Genomic DNA, 20,266 nt, shown 5'->3' with positions numbered 1-20,266 from the left:
TGCGGCTCACTGATCGACTAACGGCTGATCTCATCTGCAAGAAGTCCCACGGACAGAGCGTAAAAGTTCGAGCAGTTGTAATCGAGGATAACCCTATAATTTCCGGTTAGCAGATAGGCAGTTCGTCCGCGCCCATCGGGCTCGAGCAAACTCGCCATGACATTGTCTGCAGGCCAGGATCCCGATTGCGGCACGATACCCAGTGCGCGCCACTCGGCCATGGTCTTCCATCCGGTATGCCTGTCAAACACGCGTGGACACCGCGGACTTTTCAATGTCGTGCCAAGGCTTGCGCGATCGAGGTCAGCAGGTACGCTCACTGCTACGCCCCACGGTTGCCCCGGTCGCCAGCCCGCATCGCGGAAATAGTTGGCGATAGAGGCCAGCGTGTCGGTCCGGCTTGACCAGATATCGGCAAATCCGTCGCCATCGCCGTCCTGCGCCACGCGGAGGTAGACCGACGGCAGGAACTGCGGATTGCCGAATGCACCCGCCCAGCTGCCAACGAGCTTCGAGCGGGGTACGCCCCGGTCGACCATCTTCATGGCCGCCACGAATTCGTCCGCAAACAGCTCCCGGCGGCGCCCTTCGTAGGCAAGCGTGGCCAGAGCGCGCGGCAGATCGAAACTCCCGGTATATCCGCCGTAGTCGGTCTCGTGCCCCCATATCGCCAGCATGATCGGCCCCGGCACCCCATAGCGCTGCTCGATCGCCCCGATCTGCCCGGCTACGGACGCATAAGTCCGCCGCCCCCGTGCAATCCGCGCCGCATCCACGTGTTGGCGGCGATAAGGCTCGAACGAGGGGATTGCGCCGGATGAAGAGCCAGGCTGCGCCCGATCAAGCTGGATCACCCGCTGGTTAAGCGTCAGGCCCTGCGTCATCTGCGCAATGGTCGATTCGCGGACACCCTCGGCCCGCGCCCGCGCCGCCAGCAATTGCAGGTACCCCTGAAATCCGGCCTCCTCGGCATCGACCTGCCCCACCGCAGGTCCCGCCATCAGCAAGGCAAAAGCGGCTACGCTAGCAGCCCGAAACCCTCTCATTCGTTCAAGAAATTGCATGGAAACGATGTTGCATGGATGGGCAACGATGGGAATCCCCTTTGCGACCGATGCAGAACTCGCTAACGGCGAGCCGATCACCGCGCTCTGGTGATACGCGGACAGGTGGCCGAGTGGTTTAAGGCAGCGGTCTTGAAAACCGCCGTGGGTGCAAGCTCACCGTGGGTTCGAATCCCACCCTGTCCGCCAAGGCACATTTTCGAGAGTTCCTAAGTGTTCCCAATTTGCTTTACAAAGCACGGAATTCCTTGGATTTGCCTACTCACCGATAATCAGATGTTCCCAGACGTTCCCTACTCTTTCGGGGGCATCGTTGGGGCATCATGTCCGGAGGGTGGGGGCACTTGGCACTGACCGACCAACAATGCCGTGCGGCGAAGGCGGGGGACAAGCCCTTGAAGCTGTCCGACGCGCTCGGCCTGCATCTGTACGTCACCCCGAACGGGTACAAGAGCTGGCGGCTGAAGTATCGCTTCGGCGGAAAGGAACGTCGAATCGTATTCGGCCCCTACCCGGAGATTTCGCTGAAACAGGCGCGCGATTTGCGGGACGATGCTCGCGGCGACTTAAGGCAGGGGAAGGATCCCGGGGAGGAGTACAAGGCCCGGGCTGCTCGTCGATCGGGCAGCGTCGAGGACGAGCGGACCTTCAAGGCTATCGCGACCAGGTGGCACGAACTGCAGAAGCCACAGTGGAAGGAACGCCACGCGCACGATGTTCTGGCCAGTCTCGAGGCGGAAGTCTTTCCGGCAATCGGATCATTGCCGATCGCCGACATTCGACCAGCGACGCTGCGAACTCTTCTGGACAAGGTGCAGGATCGCGGTGCGATCGAGTCGGCGCACCGGTTGCGGCAGCGCATTTCGGCGGTGTTTCGCTATGCGATCGCAACCGATCAGGCGGAGTTCGATCCAGCCGCATCGATCACGGGCGCATTGCGCCCGGTGATAAGGGGGAAGCAACCGGCTTTGCTCAAGCTTGCCGATGCGCAGGCCTTCCTTCGGGCCTTCGAAGCCGAACCGGGGCATCCTACGACGAAGCTTGCCTCGCGCCTTCTCGCGCTGACAGCCGCTCGCCCTGGCGTCGTCCAGATGGCGATGATCGGGGAGTTCGAGGATCTCGACGGCAAGGAGCCGATCTGGCGCATCCCGGCCGCCAAGATGAAGCTCGAGCGCGCGAAATCCGAGCGAGAGGAGTTCGAGTTCATCATTCCGCTTTCGCGGCAGGCAGTCGAAACGGTGAAGGCTGCAGCGGCGCATGCGCGGAACCGCAAGTACCTTTTCCCATCGGCCCGGCATTCACACCGGCCGATCACGGACAACGCGCTGAACGTCGCCTATCGCAGGATGCAGGTCTACGCTGGTCGCCATGTGCCACATGGTTGGCGCGCCAGCTTCTCCACGATCATGAACGAGCGCGCGATTGCCATGGATCGGCCAGCCGATCGGCAGATCATCGATCTCATGCTCGCGCACGAACCCGATGGGGTCGAAGCCCGATACAATCGGGCAGCCTACATGCCACGGCGGCGACAGATCGCGCAGGAGTGGGCGGACCTGCTCACGGAAGGCATGGAATCAGCCGTGGCGTTGCTGGATATTCCTCGCCGCTGATCATGTTGGGAGGCCGAGCATGACGGCCTCGATCGGCAGCATCCTTGGAGGGAAATTCTCTGCCCCCGCGAAGCCGGAAAAGATCTTCCGGTCGGGCCAGCCGGTCTGGCGGAACAGCTACTACGAAGGGCAGCTCGAAGACCGGATCTGGCGCCCGATCGGCGTCGGCAAGAACCGAGGCAAGAAGCGCAATGCAAAGCGCTACTTGGCGGTCGCGCTGCAGATGGCCAAGCGGGTGGAACTGCGCACCAGGCGGGAACTGCAGGGCGCAAAGAAGGGCGCACGCAACGGCGCGATCGGGGCGATCGGCATTGCCGTTCTGGAAGCCCTGTACGAACTGGTCGACTTCGCGACAGGCCGACTTGAACCGGCCATCGGAACTATCGCCGACATGGTCGGCCACAGCTACTCTGCCGTTCATGAAGCCATGGTGCGATTGCGCCGACAAGGCTTCCTGCAATGGATCAGGCGCAGCCGACCGACGGAGAACAAGGGCGAAGCAGGCCCGCAGGTCGAGCAGATCCCGAACGCTTACGTGCTGACGCTTCCGGACGAACTGGAGACGATCGCGCGTCGCCTCATCGACGACACACCGGTGCCAGACGACGAAGCATGGCGCCGGGAACAAGGCCAAGCCGACTGGAAGGCGATGGTGGATCAGCTCACCGCCACGGACCTGATAGCCCAGCACTGGCACGGCGATCGGTTGGCCGGCGAAACCTTCGCGAGAATCGCGGCGCTCCTCGACGCGCGCGAAAAGCAGGAGCGCGAATCCGCCGGGACGAGAGAAACCGGGGGATCATTCTGATCCTTATGACGAGTGAGGACATCTACATGTCCTCACGCGCAGTTTGATCCCCCACGCGCCACCTGACAGGTCCCGTCAGAACGCAAACCAAGCGCCGGAGGCACCGGTGATCGGAGCGGCATGTGCCGCTCCGGGGCTTCCCAGGGGGGAAGGGCAAAACCCGTGCCACTTTGCCGCAACCTTGCCTCTGCCAAAGCCGACAGTTCTTCAGGGCGCTATTGGGAGAGCAACCGCCCCCACTCTTCGAGGAGATCTCGACGTCGATCGAGCATCTCCGACCGGTTGTACGCGGCTTCGACCTTGTCCTTCGGCGTGTGCGCCAGTGCGAGGTCGATGGCCGACCGGTCCGCCGGGCGGCGCTCGTTCATGATGGTCGAGAAACTGGCCCGCCAGCCGTGGGGAACGTGCTGGCCGCGAAACCCGGCGTTGACATAGAGATCAACAAGCGCCCGCTCGCCAATGGGCGAGTTCTTCCCCCTGCCGGGAAAAACCAGTCCATTTCGAGAGCCGGACGATTCGGCCGCGCGCGCGAGCACGTTCTGCGCCGCGGCCGACAGCGGCACCAGGTGCGCGAACCGCGCCTCTTCCTTCTTGGCCCGCGCCAGTTTCATGCGCGCCGGCGGCACGCGCCAAACGGTCATTCCGTCCAGCTGCTCGAGCTCATCCCAGCACATGCCCCTCACGGCGTCGAGGCGCACCGCAGTCAAAGCGAGGAATCGTGACGCCAGCCGGGTCGAACATGCACCAGGCACCGCTTCGCATGCATCAAGCAGGGCTTTGCATGCATCGATCGACGTCAGTGCCGGGTGAGGCTTGGACAACCTTGGCGGCAGCAACGCGTGCCCGATAACGGCCGCGGGATTGTCCTGGCGAAAGCCTTCAGAAATCGCATAGCCGAACACGGCCGAGCAGCGCTGGCGAAGTCGCCGCGCAGTCTGCCCCTTCCCCCTAGATTCGACGGCACGGATTGCAGCCAGGACTTCCGGCGCGGAGATCTCCGCCACACGCATTGCGCCGATCGCGGGGAACACATCGCGTTCGAGACTCGCGAGGACGTCGTCGGCGTGCGCGGTCGACCAGTGCGGCTTGTGCAGCTCGTGCCAGGCGCGCGCGCATTGCTCGAAGGTGTTGCTCGGCAACGCGTCTTCGAACGGCAGGCCAACCCGGGCGAGGTCCGCGCGTCGGCGCGCGTCCTCGATGCCGACGTCGGGATAGCTCCCGATCGTGATCAGACGTTCACGCCCGCCAGCGCGTGAGCGCAACAGCCATGTCCGTCGTCCGTTCGGCACGATCAGCAGGTGCAGGCCCTGCCCGTCCCACAGCTTGTAGGGCCGCGCGCGCAGGCGTGCGCCCCGCAGATCGGCGTCACTCAGCATCATGTCCTCGATGTCAGATTTGCGGCTGCAGCACCGCCAGGAGCGCTATCGCGGCGGATACACCATCCGCTGCGTTACATTTTCAGGCCCGGAATGTGGGGGTTTTGGCTGCGCCTGAAGCCCGCCGTTATCCCCCTGTTATCCCCCAGGCGTCAGTCTTGCCCACTCGGCCGCAGGGATGATCAGACTGGCCTGCGGCCCCATGGTGACGTGCGTTGCCCGCAGAGGCGCGTCTTGCATCGGTCCCTTTTCGGAAGCCAAATTGCAATAGTTGTTGCAGGTTGGCCCGCCGGCAACGCAGCGCCCCGGCCCTGCATCGCGGGGGTGGGCGCAAACGTGAATGCCTTCACTCACGGTCGGTTCGCCGCGAAGATGGATCTCGACGTCACCGTTGGGAAGGTGATTGACCGAAACGAAGCCCGGGTAAGACCCGCCTGGCTGCGTGAAGGCGAATATGTTCATCGTCTGGCACTCCCGATTCCGTTGATAGTGTCCGCGAGGATCTTCCCATCGGGCCCGATGTGCTTCTCGATCGCGCCGCTCACCGCCTCCTCAGCGGCTTCCTTCGCGGCCTTCTCCACCACCGGCACGATCACCTTGTGTAGGATCTTGCCCAACAGCCCCTTCAACATCGCCCGTCTCCCGATCTCCGGCGGCACCCTCGCCCCCGGCCCACTTCACCGATTTGTCGCCAGCCTTCATCTCGAGCGCGCGGCGCCCGGCGCTGAAGCCGAGACCTGTCAGCACCAGGAGAATGCAGAAGGCGCAGATCCACAGCACCCAGCGGATCGTGGTGACCCGCTCGCCCTCGCTGGCCTGCGTCCATCCCCGTTCCGGCAATAGCATGGCCGCCATCAGCCAGGTCAGCACCGTCAGCGCCACGGCTCCACCTGCCGACAAGGCAAGCGCGATCGCGGCCCGCCAGTCCTTCGGCGGCCAGCTCGGCAAGTTCGCCATGTTCAGCCTTTCAGGTAGAGCGCGGCTTCGGCCGATCTGCGCGCTGTTAGCCCCGCGAGGACACGAAGCCGCCCGTTGACGCGCGCCTTGTTCCAGCGTGCGAATTGCAGCGCCGCGCCCGCCTCGTCGCCGGCATTGTGCAGCTTGCGCAATGTCGAGCTCCGTAGGTTCTCGCCCCCCACATTGAACGCAAAGCTCACCAGCGCAGAGAACTGCCCATCCCCGGCGATCGGGCAGAGCTGCGCCACCGCCACTTCGAACCGGTTCAGATCGTCGCGCAGCAGCTGCTCGGCCTTCGCCTCGGTGATGACCAGGTTGGGATGAACGTCGGGCCCGGTGTGGCCCCAGCCAATCGTCCATTTCCCTGCCGGGCAAAGGTAAGCCTGCAGCTTCAGACTCTCGAACCGTTTGACGATAGCCACGCCTGCCGCGCTCGTGCGCCGCACGGGCAAGAAGGCAGGCGCGCCGTCGCTGCGTGCAACGCCCAGGCGGTCAAGCAGATCGTCGACCTGGACGACGTCGGCCGACGAGAACGGCTTGCCGCGCGCGGCGCGGATTGCGTCGAAAATCGGCTTGCGCGCACTCATTGGCTGTCACCTGCGCTGACCCCAGGATATTCCCGGCCCGAGCGATATCGATCCCAAAGCCGGACCGCCCACCAAACGAATGTCAGCATCCCCACCATCACAGTGATGATGGGCGCCAGTATCTCAGACCAGTGCGAGACGATCACCAGCGTGGAAGCGGCCGATGCAGCAAGATCCCCGGCCGTCTTGACCGCTTCGTGGTGTGTCATGTTGGGAACTTTCTCGTGTGCCGACGGATCAAGGCAAGCCGGCATGTTGTACTAAGCGACGTAAAGAGCATCTGGCGCGGGCTGCACGCCGAGACCAGGACGAGCCGCAGCGGTGAAGCCACCGCTGTTGTAGAACAGGGTATTGTCAAGCGCTGCTGCCTGCGTCGCTAGAGTTGTCAGGGACAGTGAGCCTTGGAAGGCCACGCCCTGATTGATGTTCCACCAGCCCGATGGGATGCCGCCCGCCTTGGTGATCCGCACCACGTTGGCCGACGGGATGCTCAGGGTGTAGCCGCCCAGCGCCTCGGCATTGTCGGCCCCGGCAGCGGGATCGATGCGCAGCATGTTTGCTGCAGTGGTGCCAAAGTAGACACCCTGCACATTGCCACCAGCGCCGGTGACGAGCGTAGCTGACGGGAAGGCGACAGGCCGACTGACGTAGATGTCGACCGTGGTGGAACTCACGCGCACCGCCGCGATCGGCATTACCTCCTCGCCGACAGCGCCTGCGAGGCCTTCGACCCTGGCAATGCCATGCGCCATCACCTCACCGATATACTGACCACCGTCAGCATTCGGGCCAGCGTGCGGCGAGACTGCAGCATCCATGGTCGCCGTCAGGGCGGCAGGGATGTAGTAGGTGTTGGGCTGCGAGATAGCCCAAGCGCGGGTGAATTTTCGGGCCTTATGTTCCGCAGCGGCAGAGTAAGAGGTCGTTCGAGGGTCGCCCATGACAATCCATGGAAGGTCAACGCCAAGAACGGAGGCGAAGCGCGCGCGCAACTGGCTCATCATATATGCCGTGTGCGCAGTAGCGTCTGCATCCGCCAAGCCACCGAGGTGACTGACACGGTAGTTCTCCCACGAGAACACGAGTGCCGTCAGGCCGCCCAAACGCTTGGCTGCACGCAGGCGTTCGAGGACGTGGCCCGTAACGGCGCCAGAGGTTTCATCCCCGAAGCAAGTTAGGGTCGTGTCCGCCCCCTTGCGCACTTCGGTTCCGCCCTGCGTGTTATAGAACATTGTCGCTTCGATGGCGGCATTGCCGGGGTAAGCCGATGTAACAGAGAATGCGCCAGTATCAGCGTTGAACGTGCCCGATATGCCCGTTCCCACCCAATTCCCGGCACCATCGGTCGTGGGGGCAAGAACATCGTTGATGTAGAGTTTTGCACTCCCGGCAAGCATCAGCCTGGCGCGGCCGACTGTAAAATTGGGAGACGCTACCGGGCTCCAAGTCCCGGTGGATGCCACGCCAGCGACCAACGCGCCGATGCTATTCCGGCGCACCTTGCGGTCGTGGATATAGATATCCACCGCATGTCCTGAGGTACAGAAATTCGCAACTCCGAGCGGCACCTTGACGCCCAGCGCGCCATTGAACAGCGAGAGCAGCTTATTGGCCGCGCCTACAATCCCATTACCTACCTGACCCGCAAAACGAACACGCGCCCCGGTTGCGCGGCAGAAGGCGGATTGGTTGGTGTAGTTCGCACCGGTGTCAGAGAGCCCGCCAGAAACGTCGAGCACCGAGAATTGGCCGACGCTTGCGTCAACCGGTGCCAAGGTTGCCCCAGTTCCTGCCCCAAAGAGGACGGCCAATGTCGATTGCGAGATTACGCCGTAGACCGGCCCCACGTCATGCGGTCCCGAAATGGCCACGAGGTTGGGATTGTCGCCGTTCTCGACCTTGATCCAGTATCCGCAGCCAATGGGAACTTCCTGCGTCTCGACCGAGAAGCTACCCGAGACGTTGGGATAACCGCAGACATGCCGCGCCTTCACGACAGTCGTCATCGCTTGATCGGAATAGATCGTGGCGAAGAGCGAGCGGATCGCGACGTTGGTGGTTCCGGTCAGCCTGATCGAGCCGGTGCGCTTACCCAGCACGGTGGCATGCGGCCACTCGTGAGGGCGGGCGTCAAGGCGCAGGTATTCCGGCTGCGTGATTGGGGCCGAGCGCATCACGATACCCACCGCAGTCGGCGCAGCGGTGCTGTTGGCGCCAGTTGCGGGCTTGGAGAGGTCGCCAAGGTTATGGCTGTAGGCGTCTGCTCCCGGCATCGCGGAATAGGCAACGCGGTCGTTGGCGAGGTTCGCGAGCAGTGTGGCGTTAAGCGCGCCACCCGAGAGCGCAGCAGAGGAGAGCGAACCGGGCATGCCCGCCGTGCCTGTGCGGAAGAACAAATCGGCCACGCCGCCTGCCCATCCCAGCTGGTCCGTGCCCGTTTCAGCCCCCCCGATGCAATTGAACAAGTTGCCCGGCGCAGTCGGCGCGGTATAACCTGGGTTGGTCAGCGCACCGTCCGCGCCGGGAGCGTTGAAGGTGAACGAAGTGCCTGACGATGTGGCGACGGTGAACACGCCACTGAATTGATCGCATGAGAAATAGACCGAGCCGCCCACCGTGAGGCCGGAACCTCCGCTGGCCCGGGTGACGGTTACAACACCACCAGTGCGCGTAGCGGTGTATGTCGACGTTGCGTTCTTCGCGCCGAACCAGAACGTGTTGTAGCCGTAGTTGCTGTCGCCCGTGAATAGGCGAACGGAGCCATCGACCACGCCCACACCCGGCTGCACCTGACAATAGCCAACGTAGGGCTTATCGGCAATTTGAGCCAACAAAACGAAGTACACGCTCGCAGGCTCAACCTTTGCCGCAGCGAGCGTCGAGGGGGTTGTGTTGACCATCCATGCGACGCTTCCCTGCTTGAGAAGCCAGCCAAAGGTTAGGCCGCCCGGCTCAATCCTGCGCTCGGTCAGCCAAAGACCACGATCACTACCCCCGGTAGCGTTGGGAGAACCGCGCGAGAGAAGGTGTTCGCTCTGTGAAGAGAGAAGCTGTCCACCAGTGCGACAGGTGATGCCGAGAATCCAGTCAGTGCCCGCGCGCGGCAGTGCCAGCGCACCTGCCGGAAGGTTGAGCTTGGCCTGCGTTGCTACGAGCCTGTCGGCGCTCTCCTGCCCGAAGAAGGCCGAAGGACTGGCCGAGAGCACTGCCGGAACGACGTTGACCGCCAGTGCGCCAGCCTGCGCCTGTATGGCAGCGGTTTCCGTCAGCGTGCGCTGCTCTGACGCGCGATCTGCTTCGGCTCCGGCTAGTGCGATCTTTGCATCGCCAGCAGCGTTGACGATCGAAACCTGCGCTTCTGCTGCATCTTCGACTGCCACGATCTGCGCGGCCGCTTCAGACTGCGCCTGATCACGCCACCCCTTCGAACTCTTGGTGCCCGGACCGCCCGGTTCGGTACCTTCCGCCCAATCTTGTGAACGCGTGGCCGCCTCTTCGGCACCCAATCTTGCGCGGCGGGCCTCGCCGGTATTTTCGCCTACATTAACGATGATGGGCGATCCGCCGAAAGTCAGCGCAACCATGGATCAGACCTTTCCGGTAAGAGGGAATGCCGCGCCGAACAGCAGCTCTTTCGAGCCGCCCGAAAGCGTCAGGTAAAAGGCGATCGGCAGGTACTCCACGCCATCGCCATCGGTGTCGCTGGGCAGGATGCCTGTGGTGTCGCTTCCCGTACCGGCGGCAAGGCTGACGGCCCACGTCGTCACATCGTCAGTGGCGTCATAGCTGGGCGAGCCCACCGTCACCGTTGCCAGCGTACTGCCAGCATCGGGCGAGCCGCTGATCGAACCTTCCAGCGTGGCGTCCGACCAGTTGCCTGAAAGCTCGATCTCGTCATCCCACTTGAGCGAGCGCGTGGCGAGCTTCAGCGCGATGCTCGCACCGCCCTTGCCCCCGGCTGCAAGCACTTGCAGCCAGGTGTCGAAATTGGTTTTCATCGCTGTCTCCGAGGTCAGACGTACCAGTCGTCAAGCTTCCAGCTCGGCGGGCCTGCGCCACCTGCGCTGGTGCCGGTGCCGCCGCTGGCAACATCGGTGGTGATTGATCCCACGTAGTGCCGCGCCGGATGATCGGCGCTGGTCGCCGCATCCGCGGCAATCTTCGTGGCCTTCAGGCTCACCGCGCCGCCAAGCCGGCCGCCATCGTCGTAATAGACATGGTACTGGGTCGTTGCGGTCAGCGCCGTGCTGCCGTCGGCTTCGGTGGTCAGCGTCGTGCCGGCCACCGAAACCGTGCGGTCGGTATAAGTGCGCGTGTGCGTCTCTACCGTGATAGCGGTGCCCGTCGCCTGCAGCAGCCCGTCCGCCGGGTCGCTGTCGGTGACATAGCTGGTGCTGATCAGCTGCGTGACCAGTTCCGAAACCACGCCAACGCTTGCCGCCAGTTCATCCCGCTCCTGCGATGTCTGCACCGTGCCGACTGCGGCCGGGGCAACCCCGGTGGTGGCCAGCGCCGCGGCGTGCTTGGCATGGTTTTCGGTGCGCAGCGTCAACGTAACTTCGAAGGTCTGCGGGTTCACCTGCCGGTCGGTCACCACTGCCACCTGATCGGTAAAGCCCAGGCTCGGTATGTTAAGTTCATAGGCTTCGCCGGGACGTGCATGGCGCCACTGTGGCAGCAGCGGTAGTTTGATCGGCTGCTGTTCGCGGCTGTCCTCGATGACATAGCGGGCCAGCTGTGCCGCCTGGTCAACGTCCTTAACCTGATTAAACGGCCATTCCTGCCGGCGCTTTTCGCCGTCCGCCGTGATGTAGGAAGATACCGCCACTTCGCCCGCGCTCATCTGTTGCCAGTTGCTCGCAGGATCCGTGAACTTCGGAATGATCGCGTTGAGCCGCTCGCTATAGCTGCGCCCGGCAATCTTCGAATAGCGCCCTTCACCAAGGTCGGCTTCGGTGATCGTCGCCAGGGCCACGCGTGGCCGGTTCCAGTCGAAACTGATCGCTCCGCCCGAAAACACCGGCTTGCCCCCGCCCGCCGTGCAGATTTCCTTGAGATTCGCCCAGCGGTCACCCGGCTCGAACACGCGCCCGAAGATGGTCCAGTCATTGGCATCGCAATCGTTCGCCCATGCGGCAACTGCGGTCCAGTCGATCCCCTCGTCGGGCATGCCGATACCCATGACCTTGGTGCCGTTCTGATAGCGGCCATAGGCATAGGTTCCCGCATGCAGCGCAGGGTTTTCGGTCCACGCCCATGTCGTTTCGTCGATCAGGCGATGCGTGCCCGAACCACCCGGGCGCGTACTGTCGAGCCGTGGATCATAGGCCTTCGACCACTTTCCATAGGCCTGCAGTTGCGGGAGCCCGCTGGCAAAGCGCTTGCCCTTCTTGTCGAAGTGGAGGTTCCACCCGATCGCTGCACAGCCCGAAAGCTTGCTGGCCGATGTCCAGTTCGGCGCACCCGGCCAGCTCGGCGGCATCAGCGCCGAAGCTTCCGGACAAGCGCCCAACTGCGTGGCAGTGCCCATGTACCCGAGATACCATGACGAAGCCGGTTCGAAGTCGGTATAGGTGGCGATCGTCGTGGCGGTGACGCCCGAATAGACGAACACCATCCACCGGAACGGATTCGGCACATCGTCTTCATAGCCATAGGCGCGGTCGTAGCGCAGCACGCCACCGACCAGCCCCTCGCCCATGACATAGGGCCTCGGCGGCTCGACATCGATCACCACCTCAGTCGGCGATCCGCGCGCCGGCGGTGGCTTGGTCAGCAACTGTGCACCGATCGTCGCAACGGTCGCAACGCCCGCTGCGATTGCCGCAAGCAGCGGGTTGCCGGTGAATGTCGCAATCACCGCAATCACCGAAGCAACCTTGGCGATGATGCGCAAAACCTTCGCCATGTTACGCCCGCCAAGCCCCCAGCAGCACGTCGAGCGTAGCTTCCATCTCGATCATGCCCCCGGCCCAGTCCTGATGCCATCCCAGCAGCTTGTGCATGCCGGCGCAGATCACGATGCTGTCCATAGCCTCGTCGCCCGGCAGCACCGCCAGATCGCCCACGCGCATGAATGCAGGCGCGATGCGTTCGAGCGAGTCTTGCGCATCGAGCATCTGCGCCACGTTGTCCCAGCCCCGTTCCTTCAGCGCGCGGGTCGCACCGATCAGGCCGCGAATGCGCGGTAACTCGGGCACGGCATGGCCCATCTTGCGCAAATGGAACCGCGCCATGTGCACGCAGGTCACCGCCTTCTTCCAGTCGAACGGCTTGTTGCGATACTTAGCCAGCGTCGCCTGCGTGGCCTGCTGCCTGCGGATCAGATCAGGAACCGCGCTCATTCCTGCACCCACTCACGCCGGAACACGCCCGTCGCCTTCATGTAGCCCTGCCCTGCGCTTTCAGCCCCCCACGATACCGTCACCGTCAGCCCGTTGGCCGCATCCATGCCGGATTCCCCCGGCCAGACAGACTTGTGGAACGCTTCCGAAAGCGTGTTGCCCTCGTTGCGGTTGAACAGGCGTTCCGCTGTCGAGACCACCGTGACGCCGAGCTCGCGCGAATCCTTCTCGATGCCGAGCTCGATCTGGTCGAGCTGACCAAGGAAGACCAGGTCCGGCGTACCCACGACAGAGCCGGTCGCCTGATCGTAATCGGCAATCCACGCAGACACGCGCGAGGTTTGATACCCCGGCGATGCCAGATCATCGGCCAGCGCGCTTTCCGGCGGGTTGAAGGTGATCTCGAACGCGGGTACTTCCTCGCTCGATCCCTCGCTCACCTCGCTGAACGCGGCAAAGGTGCCGAACAGCGCGTCCTTGGCCACGAAGGTTTCCGATCCCCACTTGATCAAACCGCCATCGCACAGGCGCACGGTCGCATCGGGCAACTCGATTTTGAGCAGCCCGACCAATGCAACCGAGTTCACGCGCTTTCCTCCAGCGTAAAGCCCAGGCCATCGGTCACTTCCTCGATCGGCAGAAGCCAGTCGATCTCGCTCGTGATCCAGCCCTCGATCGTTGGCGCAGCCATCAGCACGTCGTCATCGGTTGCCAGGGCAACCCTGAGCGGCGGTTCGATCGTCAGGGTTACCTTGCCATCCGTGCCAACGCGCGCCGGCTCGGAAACGCAATGCAGGCACCTCGAACCGTCGGCGGCTTCCACAGTCAGCCACACGCCCTGCCGGATAATGAAGCCCGGCGTCATGGTCTTGAGCGGCAGGGTCGTACCTGCAGCGCCGCTGCCATCCACTTTCGCAGCGCCGCCCCCCTGGACTAGGCCGTTGAGCGGCCAGCGCATGCGCAGGCCTTCGCGTTTTGCCTGAACGAGCAGGGACACAAGCTTTCGGCCCTTTTCCGGAACCATGGGCGGGAAGGAGATCTGCACCTGAAACCTGCTGCCCGCCCGGTTCACGCGCAACGCAGGTGCGCCTGATGCACCGCGCAGCAACATGCCAAAGTCCATCAATTGAGGCTTCACTTCTCGCGGGACGAATTCGTCTGGCAGCGTGATCATTTCACCAGACTCCTTCGCCCCTTCGAAATGACCTTTCGGTAGCCCAGATCGCCGCCAGCCATTGCCGCCTGCGCATCCTGCATGCTGATGCGCTGCCAGAATTCCGGCGTCATCATGTTGCCTTGGAAATAGTAGGTGTCGCCGCCCCCGCTTGCGAACTCCCGCGCTGCTCCGCCTCTGCGCATGCTGGCGGGCAGGCTTGGGGTTACTAGTCCGCCCTTGGCCAACTTGGGCACGCGGCCCGCATTGATGGCTTCCAGCGCCGGCAAGAATTGTGCTGCAGATCGGGCATTAACGATGAATTCGCCATGGCTGGCCCAGATCGGCACGCTGTCGGACGTCCCAGTACCCGGGCCGAAGATTCGACCGCCGGTAGCAAATTGCCGAACATTCGGGTTCAGATCGGTGCCTCGGATGATGGAAAGCGTATCGGTGTTGATGCTGGCGGCGCTGCCGAACCCACCCCCGCCGCCGCCGCCAAGGAAGTTCATCGCCGAACCGAACAGTTGGTCCACGATCAGCTTGCGCACAGCAATCCGGACCAGATCGGCAATGATCTGGTCGGCCATCCGTTTGAAGGCCTGTCCAACACTCTGCGTGCCGCTGATCACGCCAACCAGACCGTCTTCAAGGTTCTGGATGCCGTCGGCCTGCACACGCTCGAACGATTCCTTCAGCGCGTCGTTGCTGCCGACGGCATCCTTCAGCCGCTTCTTGTACTGCTCCAGTGGGCCGGCAGTCTGATCAAGCACTTGGCCCTTTCGCGCATCGTAGGTCTTGTCGAGGTTACCCAGTGAACGCTGCGCCGCAGCCTTTTGCGCTTCGGTAGCACGCTGATCGGCGACGATCGCCTCGAGCAACACCTTTTCCCGCTGCTTCTGCAGTTCAAGGATGCGCACCTCGGCAGACCGCCTTTCGCGCGCGGTATTGGCCATGTCCGCTTCAATGCGCGCCATCGCAATCTGCTCGTCCAAGGTCTCGGCCTGGATGTCGGCTTGCTCGCGGATAGTGGCGCTGGCGCGCTCGATGTAGAGGTTCTGCAAACGCTGTTGGCGGGTGCGCTCAGTCAGATCGAGCAGATGCTTGGCCTGTTCCGCGCTGATGTCCTTCGACGACAGTTGGTTCTGAATCTTGACCTTCTGCGCGGCCGCTTCTGCGTTGATGTCCTCACGCAGCAGCTCGTCGCGCATCTTTTCGCTCTCGGCCGTCTTGCGCGTGGCATCGAGCAATTTGTGGCGCGCTTGCCGCTCCTGCTCTGCATAGGCAGTGTCCTGGTCGAGAAGTTTCAGGCGTGCCGCCTCAGCGCGCTTAGCTAAGGTTTCCGCAGAAGGGCCTTTCTTGCCCTTTGACGGTTTACCCAGATCAGCAGACAGCTTGCCGGTATCGAGCGACTCATCGATCAGCTTTGCAGCGCGATCGTTCAGATCGGCAGTCGCAGCGTCGATAATGGCTTGCTGGACTTGCTGCTTGCTTGTGGAAAGCCCACCGAAATCAAGCTTCTCCGTACGTCGTAGAGCATTCTCTTTGGAAATCCGGCCGGACTGAAGCCCTGTGATCAGGCCTTCTACTGCCTTGGCATTCGTCTGTCCCCGAGTGCTGCCGTCAGAAATATCGATGCTTCGCCAAGCTTCGGTAAGCCAGTCGCCAGTTGTTCTGCTTCCTGCATTGGAAAAGGTTTCGGTAGACGAGGATCGCTTGGCAATCGCATCCGCCCGCAAGTTCATCGCGGTGAGTCGGGCATTGAGAATCAGCAGTTCGTTCTGCTTTTGCAGTTTGCCCGATGTAAGGTCGAAGATGCCACCGAGCGCGCTCTGCGCACTTGAAAGAGCATTCGCACCCGTGGTGGCTGCCTTCGCAGCCTCGTCGCCTTCCCACAGCTTCGCCACGAACGGAGTAAGGAACACCAAGGCCGAAGTGATTGCGATACCCCACGGCCCGCCAAGGAAGCCGATGAAGCCCTTGGCCTCACCACTCATCATCTGGATCGCCTGGATCACCTGGCCGGACTGCTGGGCGAATATGACCATGGGGGGAGTGCCCGCCGCGAACTGCACAGCGACGTCGTTCAATTGGAAGGACAGCTGCTGCATGCCCGCGCGGGTCTGCCCGCTGACTTCGGTCGTTCGCCGACTTTGTTCGTGAAAGCCCGTGGAAGCAAGGTTGACCTGCCGCAGTTCGGTCTCGAGCCGCTCCAACGCGCCCGCTTGCGCGCCTAGGCTCTGAACTTCTGCCTCCTGGACGGCAATTGCCTGACGGACTGCGGCGACATACTGCTCGGTGGCCACGGTCAACTTGCCTTCGCCTGCAGCAGCATTGATCTGCGCAGCTTCCAGCAGTTTCAGGGCTGCCAGCTTGTCGCGTGCGGCTTGAACCTGGGCATTGGCTTTCGCCGTGTCGAGATTGATGTTGCCGGCACTTCCGCCGCTCTTGGCGATCTGGTCGGCCAACTGGTCGATGGACTTGGTGGTCTGCCGCCAGTTTCCTTCGACCTCCGCCGCTGCGTTTGCCGTCGCGTCGACAAATGCACCAAGCCGGGCCTGCGTCTTTGCAAAAGCACGGTCGAAGATCTGCGCAGTTTCCTCGGCCGAGACTTCGAACCGGTCGAGTTGCTGGATCGCCTTTGTCACTTCGGGGGAGAGTTCATTCTGCGCCCGCATTTCGAGGATGAGCGCTTCCCGGCTATCGGTCATTGCGTTTCAATCCTCGTGCAATCACGCGTCAGGGCTTCGATTCATGCGCTCGAAGCCTTCGACGGCAGTCCAAAATTCATGTGGAGTTGACGACCAGAATTCGTCTGGTCGCCATCCCAGCGCAGCGTACGCGCTGCTGCTCAGCTTTCGGCGGGGGCTCCGCTGGTCCTCTTCGTCGTCGTCCCCGCCTTCATTTCCCCCAACGCGGTGTACCCGCCGGTAGAGGCCATTGCGAGCATTCCACCGATGATCTGCATCGCGGACGACAAGCCACCGTCCGATTCCAGGATGAGCTCGGCTATGCGCTTGGTGTTGACGCCAGCAGCGCTTTTCTGTTGCGTGGCACGCCCCCAGGCCCGGACACATTCGCAGGCGATCTGCGCAACCTCGCCCAAACGAAGCGTGCCGCTGACAGCTTCACGCGCCAACTGCAGTTGCCCCTTGCCCGTCGCAGTTTCGAAAGCCTCGATCGCTTCAAAGCTGGGTCGAAGGACGAAGTTCTCTCCTTCGAGTGTCAACGTGATCTCGCCGCGCTCAACACTCGCGGGGCGCGGCGGAGTTTCGGCATCCAACTTCTTGCGCGCCATCAAGCGGCACTCCTCTTTGGCTTCACAACTCCGGCCAGAAGCTTGCGCACCTGCGCCACTGTGCCTGCGCGATCGTCGGACAAAGCCGTGGCCAGCATTTCGGCAAGCTTCGGCTTCGACGGTACTGCGCTGCCCGTGATGCACGGGTGTAGCAATTCGGCCAGCACTGCCGGCGTCGGGCCGCTGTCGAGCGAAGCTGCCAGTTCCGCAACACTGCAGCCAGTCGCCGCGATGACCTGCTGTCCCAGATCATCGGGCAAGGCGGTGGGCAGCTTCTGCCCGGCGATCGCGACCTGCATCTTACGACAGCGCGTCGACGGTGGGAGCCGCAGCAAGGGTCAGTTGGCCCGACGCCTTCACTACGTCGTTGTCAGGCAGGTCCTGATCGTTCGTCATGATGTTCATGCTCGCAGCGAACACCACGTCGCCCGGATCTGCGCCGGCCGAGCCGTTCTTGCGGATCTGGAAGTTCGTCGGCGCCGAGAGCTTGGCCTGCGTTTCGAAACGGGTGTAGCCGTTGGCATCGGGCAGATCCGGCTTGATGTCGAAGTCGATCGTCAGGCTCTGACGCCCCTTGAGCTCCGTGCCATAGGGGAAATCGTCCTTGCTCGAACTGTCGATGCCGCTCGCCTTCCGGCTGACCTTCAGGCCGACCTGGCCCTTGATCTCGTTGTACGTGCCGGCGACCGAGCTCTCGATCCACAGGCGATAATCCTTGCCCAGCTTCTTGGCCATCAATCTTCTCCTTCAGGCCTTCAGCGCGAACACGCTGAAGAGGGAACTTCCGACGTAGGACACGCCGTTCTCATGCAGTCGGGCGCTGTCTTCCTCGAATTGGAAAGACAGGTTCCACCCGGCAGGGCTCATTCGTGCGTCATCGAGCAATGTCTTGATCTGGCCCTGCAGATCGAGCAGCGGCGCGCGCTCTTCGGCATCGACAAGCGTCACGATTTCCAGCTGCACACGGGCATCGCCGCCTTGCTTGCAGCCAAGTGGCTTCGCGCTCGTCTCGCCGATCACCACCAGCGGCCCGGTGAAGTTGGCCGGCACGTCCTGGAACACCGTTGCCCCGGAAATGCCGTCTGCCAGCGCGGCATAGGCTTCGGCCTCAGTGGCGTCTTTGGCGTCAGCCATTTGTAGCTCCACCCCCTGCGCTTGCCACTGCCCGGGCATAGATGCCTTGCAGGCTGGATCTGGCCTCGGTGCGCAGTTCCGTAAAAGTACCAGTTACGAAGTGCTTGCCCTCCATGGCTCGCACTCGCATTGAATAGCTGGCCACAAGGTCCCGCGGCTTTGACCGCGCCTTTGCTTGCCCTTTCGCAATTCGATCGACCCATTCCTGCCGTCCGCCTTTGACCAGACGTCGAACGATCACGGTTTGAGCACGGCGGCCGAGATCCTGAATGCGGCCATAAAACAGGTCCGCACGCCCCGCTTTCAGCTTTCGCAGGCCGATTTCCACGCGCAAGGTCTGGGGAAACACCTTGTGGTCGATCCCCATTTCCAGGGCTTTTGTCTTCTTCGGCGCCCGCTTCTTCTGCTCGGCAGCTATCTTTCCGCCGATGACCTCAAACTCGGCAAGCAGCTGATCTTGAACAGCCCTGGGTAGACCCTGAAGGACCTTTCTGACTTGCGGATAGCGCCGCAGCCCGCGACCTCGCGCCATCAGGCCGGCACTCCGGCCTCGGCCATGATCACCAGCTCGCGCCGGTCGGTGCTCATCGTCGCGGCCTTGATGTTCATGGTGACATCGCCCCACTGCACGCGCATCGCCGTAGTGACGCCCACCCGCGCCGGTATTGAAATGCGGTAGAGCTGAACCGAACGCAGAACAGCGTTTTGCAGGGCCTCATCCCCGCGCAACGGCAGCACTTCCGCGTAGATGCCGCTCGCCCAATCGATCCACTCTGGTCCCCCCGCAGGCCGCGCCCGCCCACCCCGGCCATTGTCGACGAGGTTCTTCTGCTGGATCGTGATAATTTCACGCCGCTTGGCAGCGCGCCCAGGGCGAGAATTCGAAGCGCGTTCCGGCGCCATCAGAGCCAGATCCTGTCGTTGACGAGCAGCTGCTCGATGTCGAACGGCTTGTCGTCAAACTGGGCGCGTGTAGCGCGCAGGATTGCGGTCCTGATATGCGGCGGGACGTTTGCGCTGCTCGCGCCATATCCCACTTGCAGCGTCAATCGGACCGCGTCCGCTGCCACGGCACAGGTCGGCCAGTCTGTCCCGATCGTCGGTTCGATTTGCCAGGACAGCATCCCGCCGGAAAGCCGCCACTGCTCCGAAGCCAACGTCAGCTCGACTCCAGCCTCGTCGAGGTACTTCAGGGACGTCACCGAGATCACTGGCCCGACGGGCAGTGCAGCGAGGTCCGCGAACCCCGAACACGCAACGAGTACCGACTGAGTAATCAGTCTGGTCGACGTGATCCGCTCCGCTTCGGCGATCACGCCGTCGAGGATGGCCTGCAGTTCAACATCGAACGACGTGTTGTCAGGCGCAATGCGCACGAATTCCTTGGCTGCCGCCAGCGTAACCGCACCGCTTGCCGGCGCTGATGTGGTGACCGGCGGCAGCCACATGGATCAGGCCGCCTTCTTGCCGCGAGCGGGCTTTTCGGGCTTGACCTCGGTGGCCGGGATGGAAGCATCGCCTGCATCGCCTGCATCGCCTGCATCGCCTGCATCGCCTGCATCGCCTGCATCGCCTGCATCGCCTGCATCGCCTGCATCGCCTGCATCGCCTGCATCGCCTGCATCGCCTGCATCGAGCCCAGCGATCTCCGCTTCAGCTGCCGCCAGCTCCACTTGCTCCTGCTCGGCAAGCGCCACTGCGAACTCGTCCTTCGAGTCAGCGGTGGGCACGCCATAGCCTGCGCGGAAGATACGGACGGCTTCGGCTGCATCGCATACGTGAACGCCGCCGACTGCAACGCTTACGGACGGTCCTGAAAGGGGCACGTTCATCTTCATCTGCATGGAGAATTCCTTCTTGGCATCAGGAGGGACGTCCCTCTCCAGACCGTCGGAAGCCCGGCGATCAGAAGAAGGCCGGGCAGGATCGCTC

Annotated in this window: 23 protein-coding genes and 1 tRNA gene; 3 read left to right on the top strand and 21 right to left on the bottom strand. The window is 62.9% G+C overall.

Annotated features, from left to right (window positions below; genetic code table 11):
* Positions 1-17: 17 nt before the first annotated feature.
* Complete coding sequence (locus ACZ1JX_RS06225; RefSeq protein ID WP_465125888.1) at positions 18-1,001, bottom strand: lytic murein transglycosylase; 984 nt, start codon at positions 999-1,001, stop codon at positions 18-20.
* A 162-nt stretch (positions 1,002-1,163) separates the two neighbouring features.
* On the opposite strand from ACZ1JX_RS06225, the gene ACZ1JX_RS06220 reads away from it, so the two are divergent.
* The 3 genes from ACZ1JX_RS06220 (at position 1,164) to ACZ1JX_RS06210 (ending at position 3,485) form a co-directional block, all read left to right on the top strand.
* Positions 1,164-1,253: transfer RNA gene (locus ACZ1JX_RS06220), tRNA-Ser, on the top strand.
* Between the two features lie 155 nt (positions 1,254-1,408).
* Positions 1,409-2,677 carry a tyrosine-type recombinase/integrase gene (locus ACZ1JX_RS06215; protein ID WP_465125887.1) on the top strand — a complete coding sequence of 423 codons (1,269 nt, stop codon included), beginning with the start codon at positions 1,409-1,411 and terminating at the stop codon, positions 2,675-2,677.
* Between the two features lie 19 nt (positions 2,678-2,696).
* Positions 2,697-3,485, top strand: coding sequence for a hypothetical protein (locus ACZ1JX_RS06210; protein ID WP_465125886.1), 789 nt, complete (start codon positions 2,697-2,699; stop codon positions 3,483-3,485).
* A 215-nt stretch (positions 3,486-3,700) separates the two neighbouring features.
* Here the strand turns inward: ACZ1JX_RS06210 and ACZ1JX_RS06205 are convergent, their stop codons facing one another.
* The 20 genes from ACZ1JX_RS06205 to ACZ1JX_RS06110 all read right to left on the bottom strand — a co-directional run bounded on the left by ACZ1JX_RS06205 (position 3,701) and on the right by ACZ1JX_RS06110 (position 20,178).
* Entirely contained in the window at positions 3,701-4,864 is a 1,164-nt protein-coding gene (locus ACZ1JX_RS06205; RefSeq protein ID WP_465125885.1) for a tyrosine-type recombinase/integrase, read from the bottom strand.
* A gap of 549 nt (positions 4,865-5,413) precedes the next feature.
* Positions 5,414-5,818 carry a hypothetical protein gene (locus ACZ1JX_RS06200; protein ID WP_465125884.1) on the bottom strand — a complete coding sequence of 135 codons (405 nt, stop codon included), beginning with the start codon at positions 5,816-5,818 and terminating at the stop codon, positions 5,414-5,416.
* 2 nt (positions 5,819-5,820) lie between these two features.
* On the bottom strand, positions 5,821-6,405 hold the full coding sequence (locus ACZ1JX_RS06195) for a lysozyme (protein ID WP_465125883.1): 585 nt from the start codon (positions 6,403-6,405) through the stop codon (positions 5,821-5,823).
* The gene (locus ACZ1JX_RS06190) at positions 6,402-6,614 is read right to left on the bottom strand and encodes a hypothetical protein (RefSeq protein WP_465125882.1); all 213 of its coding nucleotides are present in this window, start codon (positions 6,612-6,614) and stop codon (positions 6,402-6,404) included. The genes ACZ1JX_RS06195 and ACZ1JX_RS06190 overlap by 4 nt, the downstream gene beginning before the upstream one ends.
* A 51-nt stretch (positions 6,615-6,665) precedes the next feature.
* Complete coding sequence (locus tag ACZ1JX_RS06185; protein WP_465125881.1) at positions 6,666-9,989, bottom strand: hypothetical protein; 3,324 nt, start codon at positions 9,987-9,989, stop codon at positions 6,666-6,668.
* 3 nt (positions 9,990-9,992) lie between these two features.
* A complete protein-coding gene (locus tag ACZ1JX_RS06180) occupies positions 9,993-10,403 on the bottom strand; it encodes a hypothetical protein (protein WP_465125880.1) in 411 nt (136 codons plus the stop codon).
* A gap of 14 nt (positions 10,404-10,417) precedes the next feature.
* Positions 10,418-12,313: a hypothetical protein gene (locus tag ACZ1JX_RS06175; RefSeq protein ID WP_465125879.1), complete on the bottom strand. Its 1,896-nt coding sequence runs from the start codon at positions 12,311-12,313 to the stop codon at positions 10,418-10,420.
* A gap of 1 nt (position 12,314) precedes the next feature.
* On the bottom strand, positions 12,315-12,749 hold the full coding sequence (locus tag ACZ1JX_RS06170) for a DUF6950 family protein (RefSeq protein ID WP_465125878.1): 435 nt from the start codon (positions 12,747-12,749) through the stop codon (positions 12,315-12,317).
* Positions 12,746-13,336, bottom strand: coding sequence for a hypothetical protein (locus tag ACZ1JX_RS06165; RefSeq protein ID WP_465125877.1), 591 nt, complete (start codon positions 13,334-13,336; stop codon positions 12,746-12,748). The genes ACZ1JX_RS06170 and ACZ1JX_RS06165 overlap by 4 nt, the downstream gene beginning before the upstream one ends.
* Positions 13,333-13,923 carry a hypothetical protein gene (locus ACZ1JX_RS06160; RefSeq protein WP_465125876.1) on the bottom strand — a complete coding sequence of 197 codons (591 nt, stop codon included), beginning with the start codon at positions 13,921-13,923 and terminating at the stop codon, positions 13,333-13,335. Before ACZ1JX_RS06160 ends, ACZ1JX_RS06165 begins: the two co-directional genes overlap by 4 nt.
* Positions 13,920-16,613 (bottom strand): phage tail length tape measure family protein, encoded by a 2,694-nt coding sequence (locus ACZ1JX_RS06155; protein WP_465125875.1) that lies wholly within the window; start codon positions 16,611-16,613, stop codon positions 13,920-13,922. The genes ACZ1JX_RS06160 and ACZ1JX_RS06155 overlap by 4 nt, the downstream gene beginning before the upstream one ends.
* A 21-nt stretch (positions 16,614-16,634) precedes the next feature.
* On the bottom strand, positions 16,635-16,757 hold the full coding sequence (locus ACZ1JX_RS06150; RefSeq protein WP_465126368.1) for a phage tail assembly chaperone: 123 nt from the start codon (positions 16,755-16,757) through the stop codon (positions 16,635-16,637).
* The gene (locus ACZ1JX_RS06145) at positions 16,754-17,200 is read right to left on the bottom strand and encodes a GTA-gp10 family protein (protein WP_465125874.1); all 447 of its coding nucleotides are present in this window, start codon (positions 17,198-17,200) and stop codon (positions 16,754-16,756) included. The genes ACZ1JX_RS06150 and ACZ1JX_RS06145 overlap by 4 nt, the downstream gene beginning before the upstream one ends.
* On the bottom strand, positions 17,200-17,499 hold the full coding sequence (locus tag ACZ1JX_RS06140) for a hypothetical protein (protein ID WP_465125873.1): 300 nt from the start codon (positions 17,497-17,499) through the stop codon (positions 17,200-17,202). Before ACZ1JX_RS06140 ends, ACZ1JX_RS06145 begins: the two co-directional genes overlap by 1 nt.
* Position 17,500: 1 nt before the next feature.
* Positions 17,501-17,935 (bottom strand): hypothetical protein, encoded by a 435-nt coding sequence (locus ACZ1JX_RS06135; protein ID WP_465125872.1) that lies wholly within the window; start codon positions 17,933-17,935, stop codon positions 17,501-17,503.
* A gap of 12 nt (positions 17,936-17,947) precedes the next feature.
* Positions 17,948-18,334, bottom strand: a complete 387-nt coding sequence (gp17, locus tag ACZ1JX_RS06130; RefSeq protein ID WP_465125871.1) for a tail completion protein gp17 — start codon at positions 18,332-18,334, stop codon at positions 17,948-17,950.
* Entirely contained in the window at positions 18,327-18,866 is a 540-nt protein-coding gene (locus ACZ1JX_RS06125) for a hypothetical protein (RefSeq protein WP_465125870.1), read from the bottom strand. The genes gp17 and ACZ1JX_RS06125 overlap by 8 nt, the downstream gene beginning before the upstream one ends.
* Entirely contained in the window at positions 18,866-19,237 is a 372-nt protein-coding gene (locus tag ACZ1JX_RS06120) for a head-tail adaptor protein (protein WP_465125869.1), read from the bottom strand. Before ACZ1JX_RS06120 ends, ACZ1JX_RS06125 begins: the two co-directional genes overlap by 1 nt.
* Positions 19,237-19,782: a head-tail connector protein gene (locus tag ACZ1JX_RS06115; RefSeq protein WP_465125868.1), complete on the bottom strand. Its 546-nt coding sequence runs from the start codon at positions 19,780-19,782 to the stop codon at positions 19,237-19,239. Before ACZ1JX_RS06115 ends, ACZ1JX_RS06120 begins: the two co-directional genes overlap by 1 nt.
* 3 nt (positions 19,783-19,785) lie before the next feature.
* On the bottom strand, positions 19,786-20,178 hold the full coding sequence (locus tag ACZ1JX_RS06110) for a hypothetical protein (RefSeq protein WP_465125867.1): 393 nt from the start codon (positions 20,176-20,178) through the stop codon (positions 19,786-19,788).
* Between the last annotated feature and the right edge of the window lie 88 nt (positions 20,179-20,266).

This window comes from Novosphingobium sp. BL-A-41-Hi4A-0G (assembly GCF_055521735.1).
This window is presented reverse-complemented; position numbering and strand designations above follow the sequence as displayed.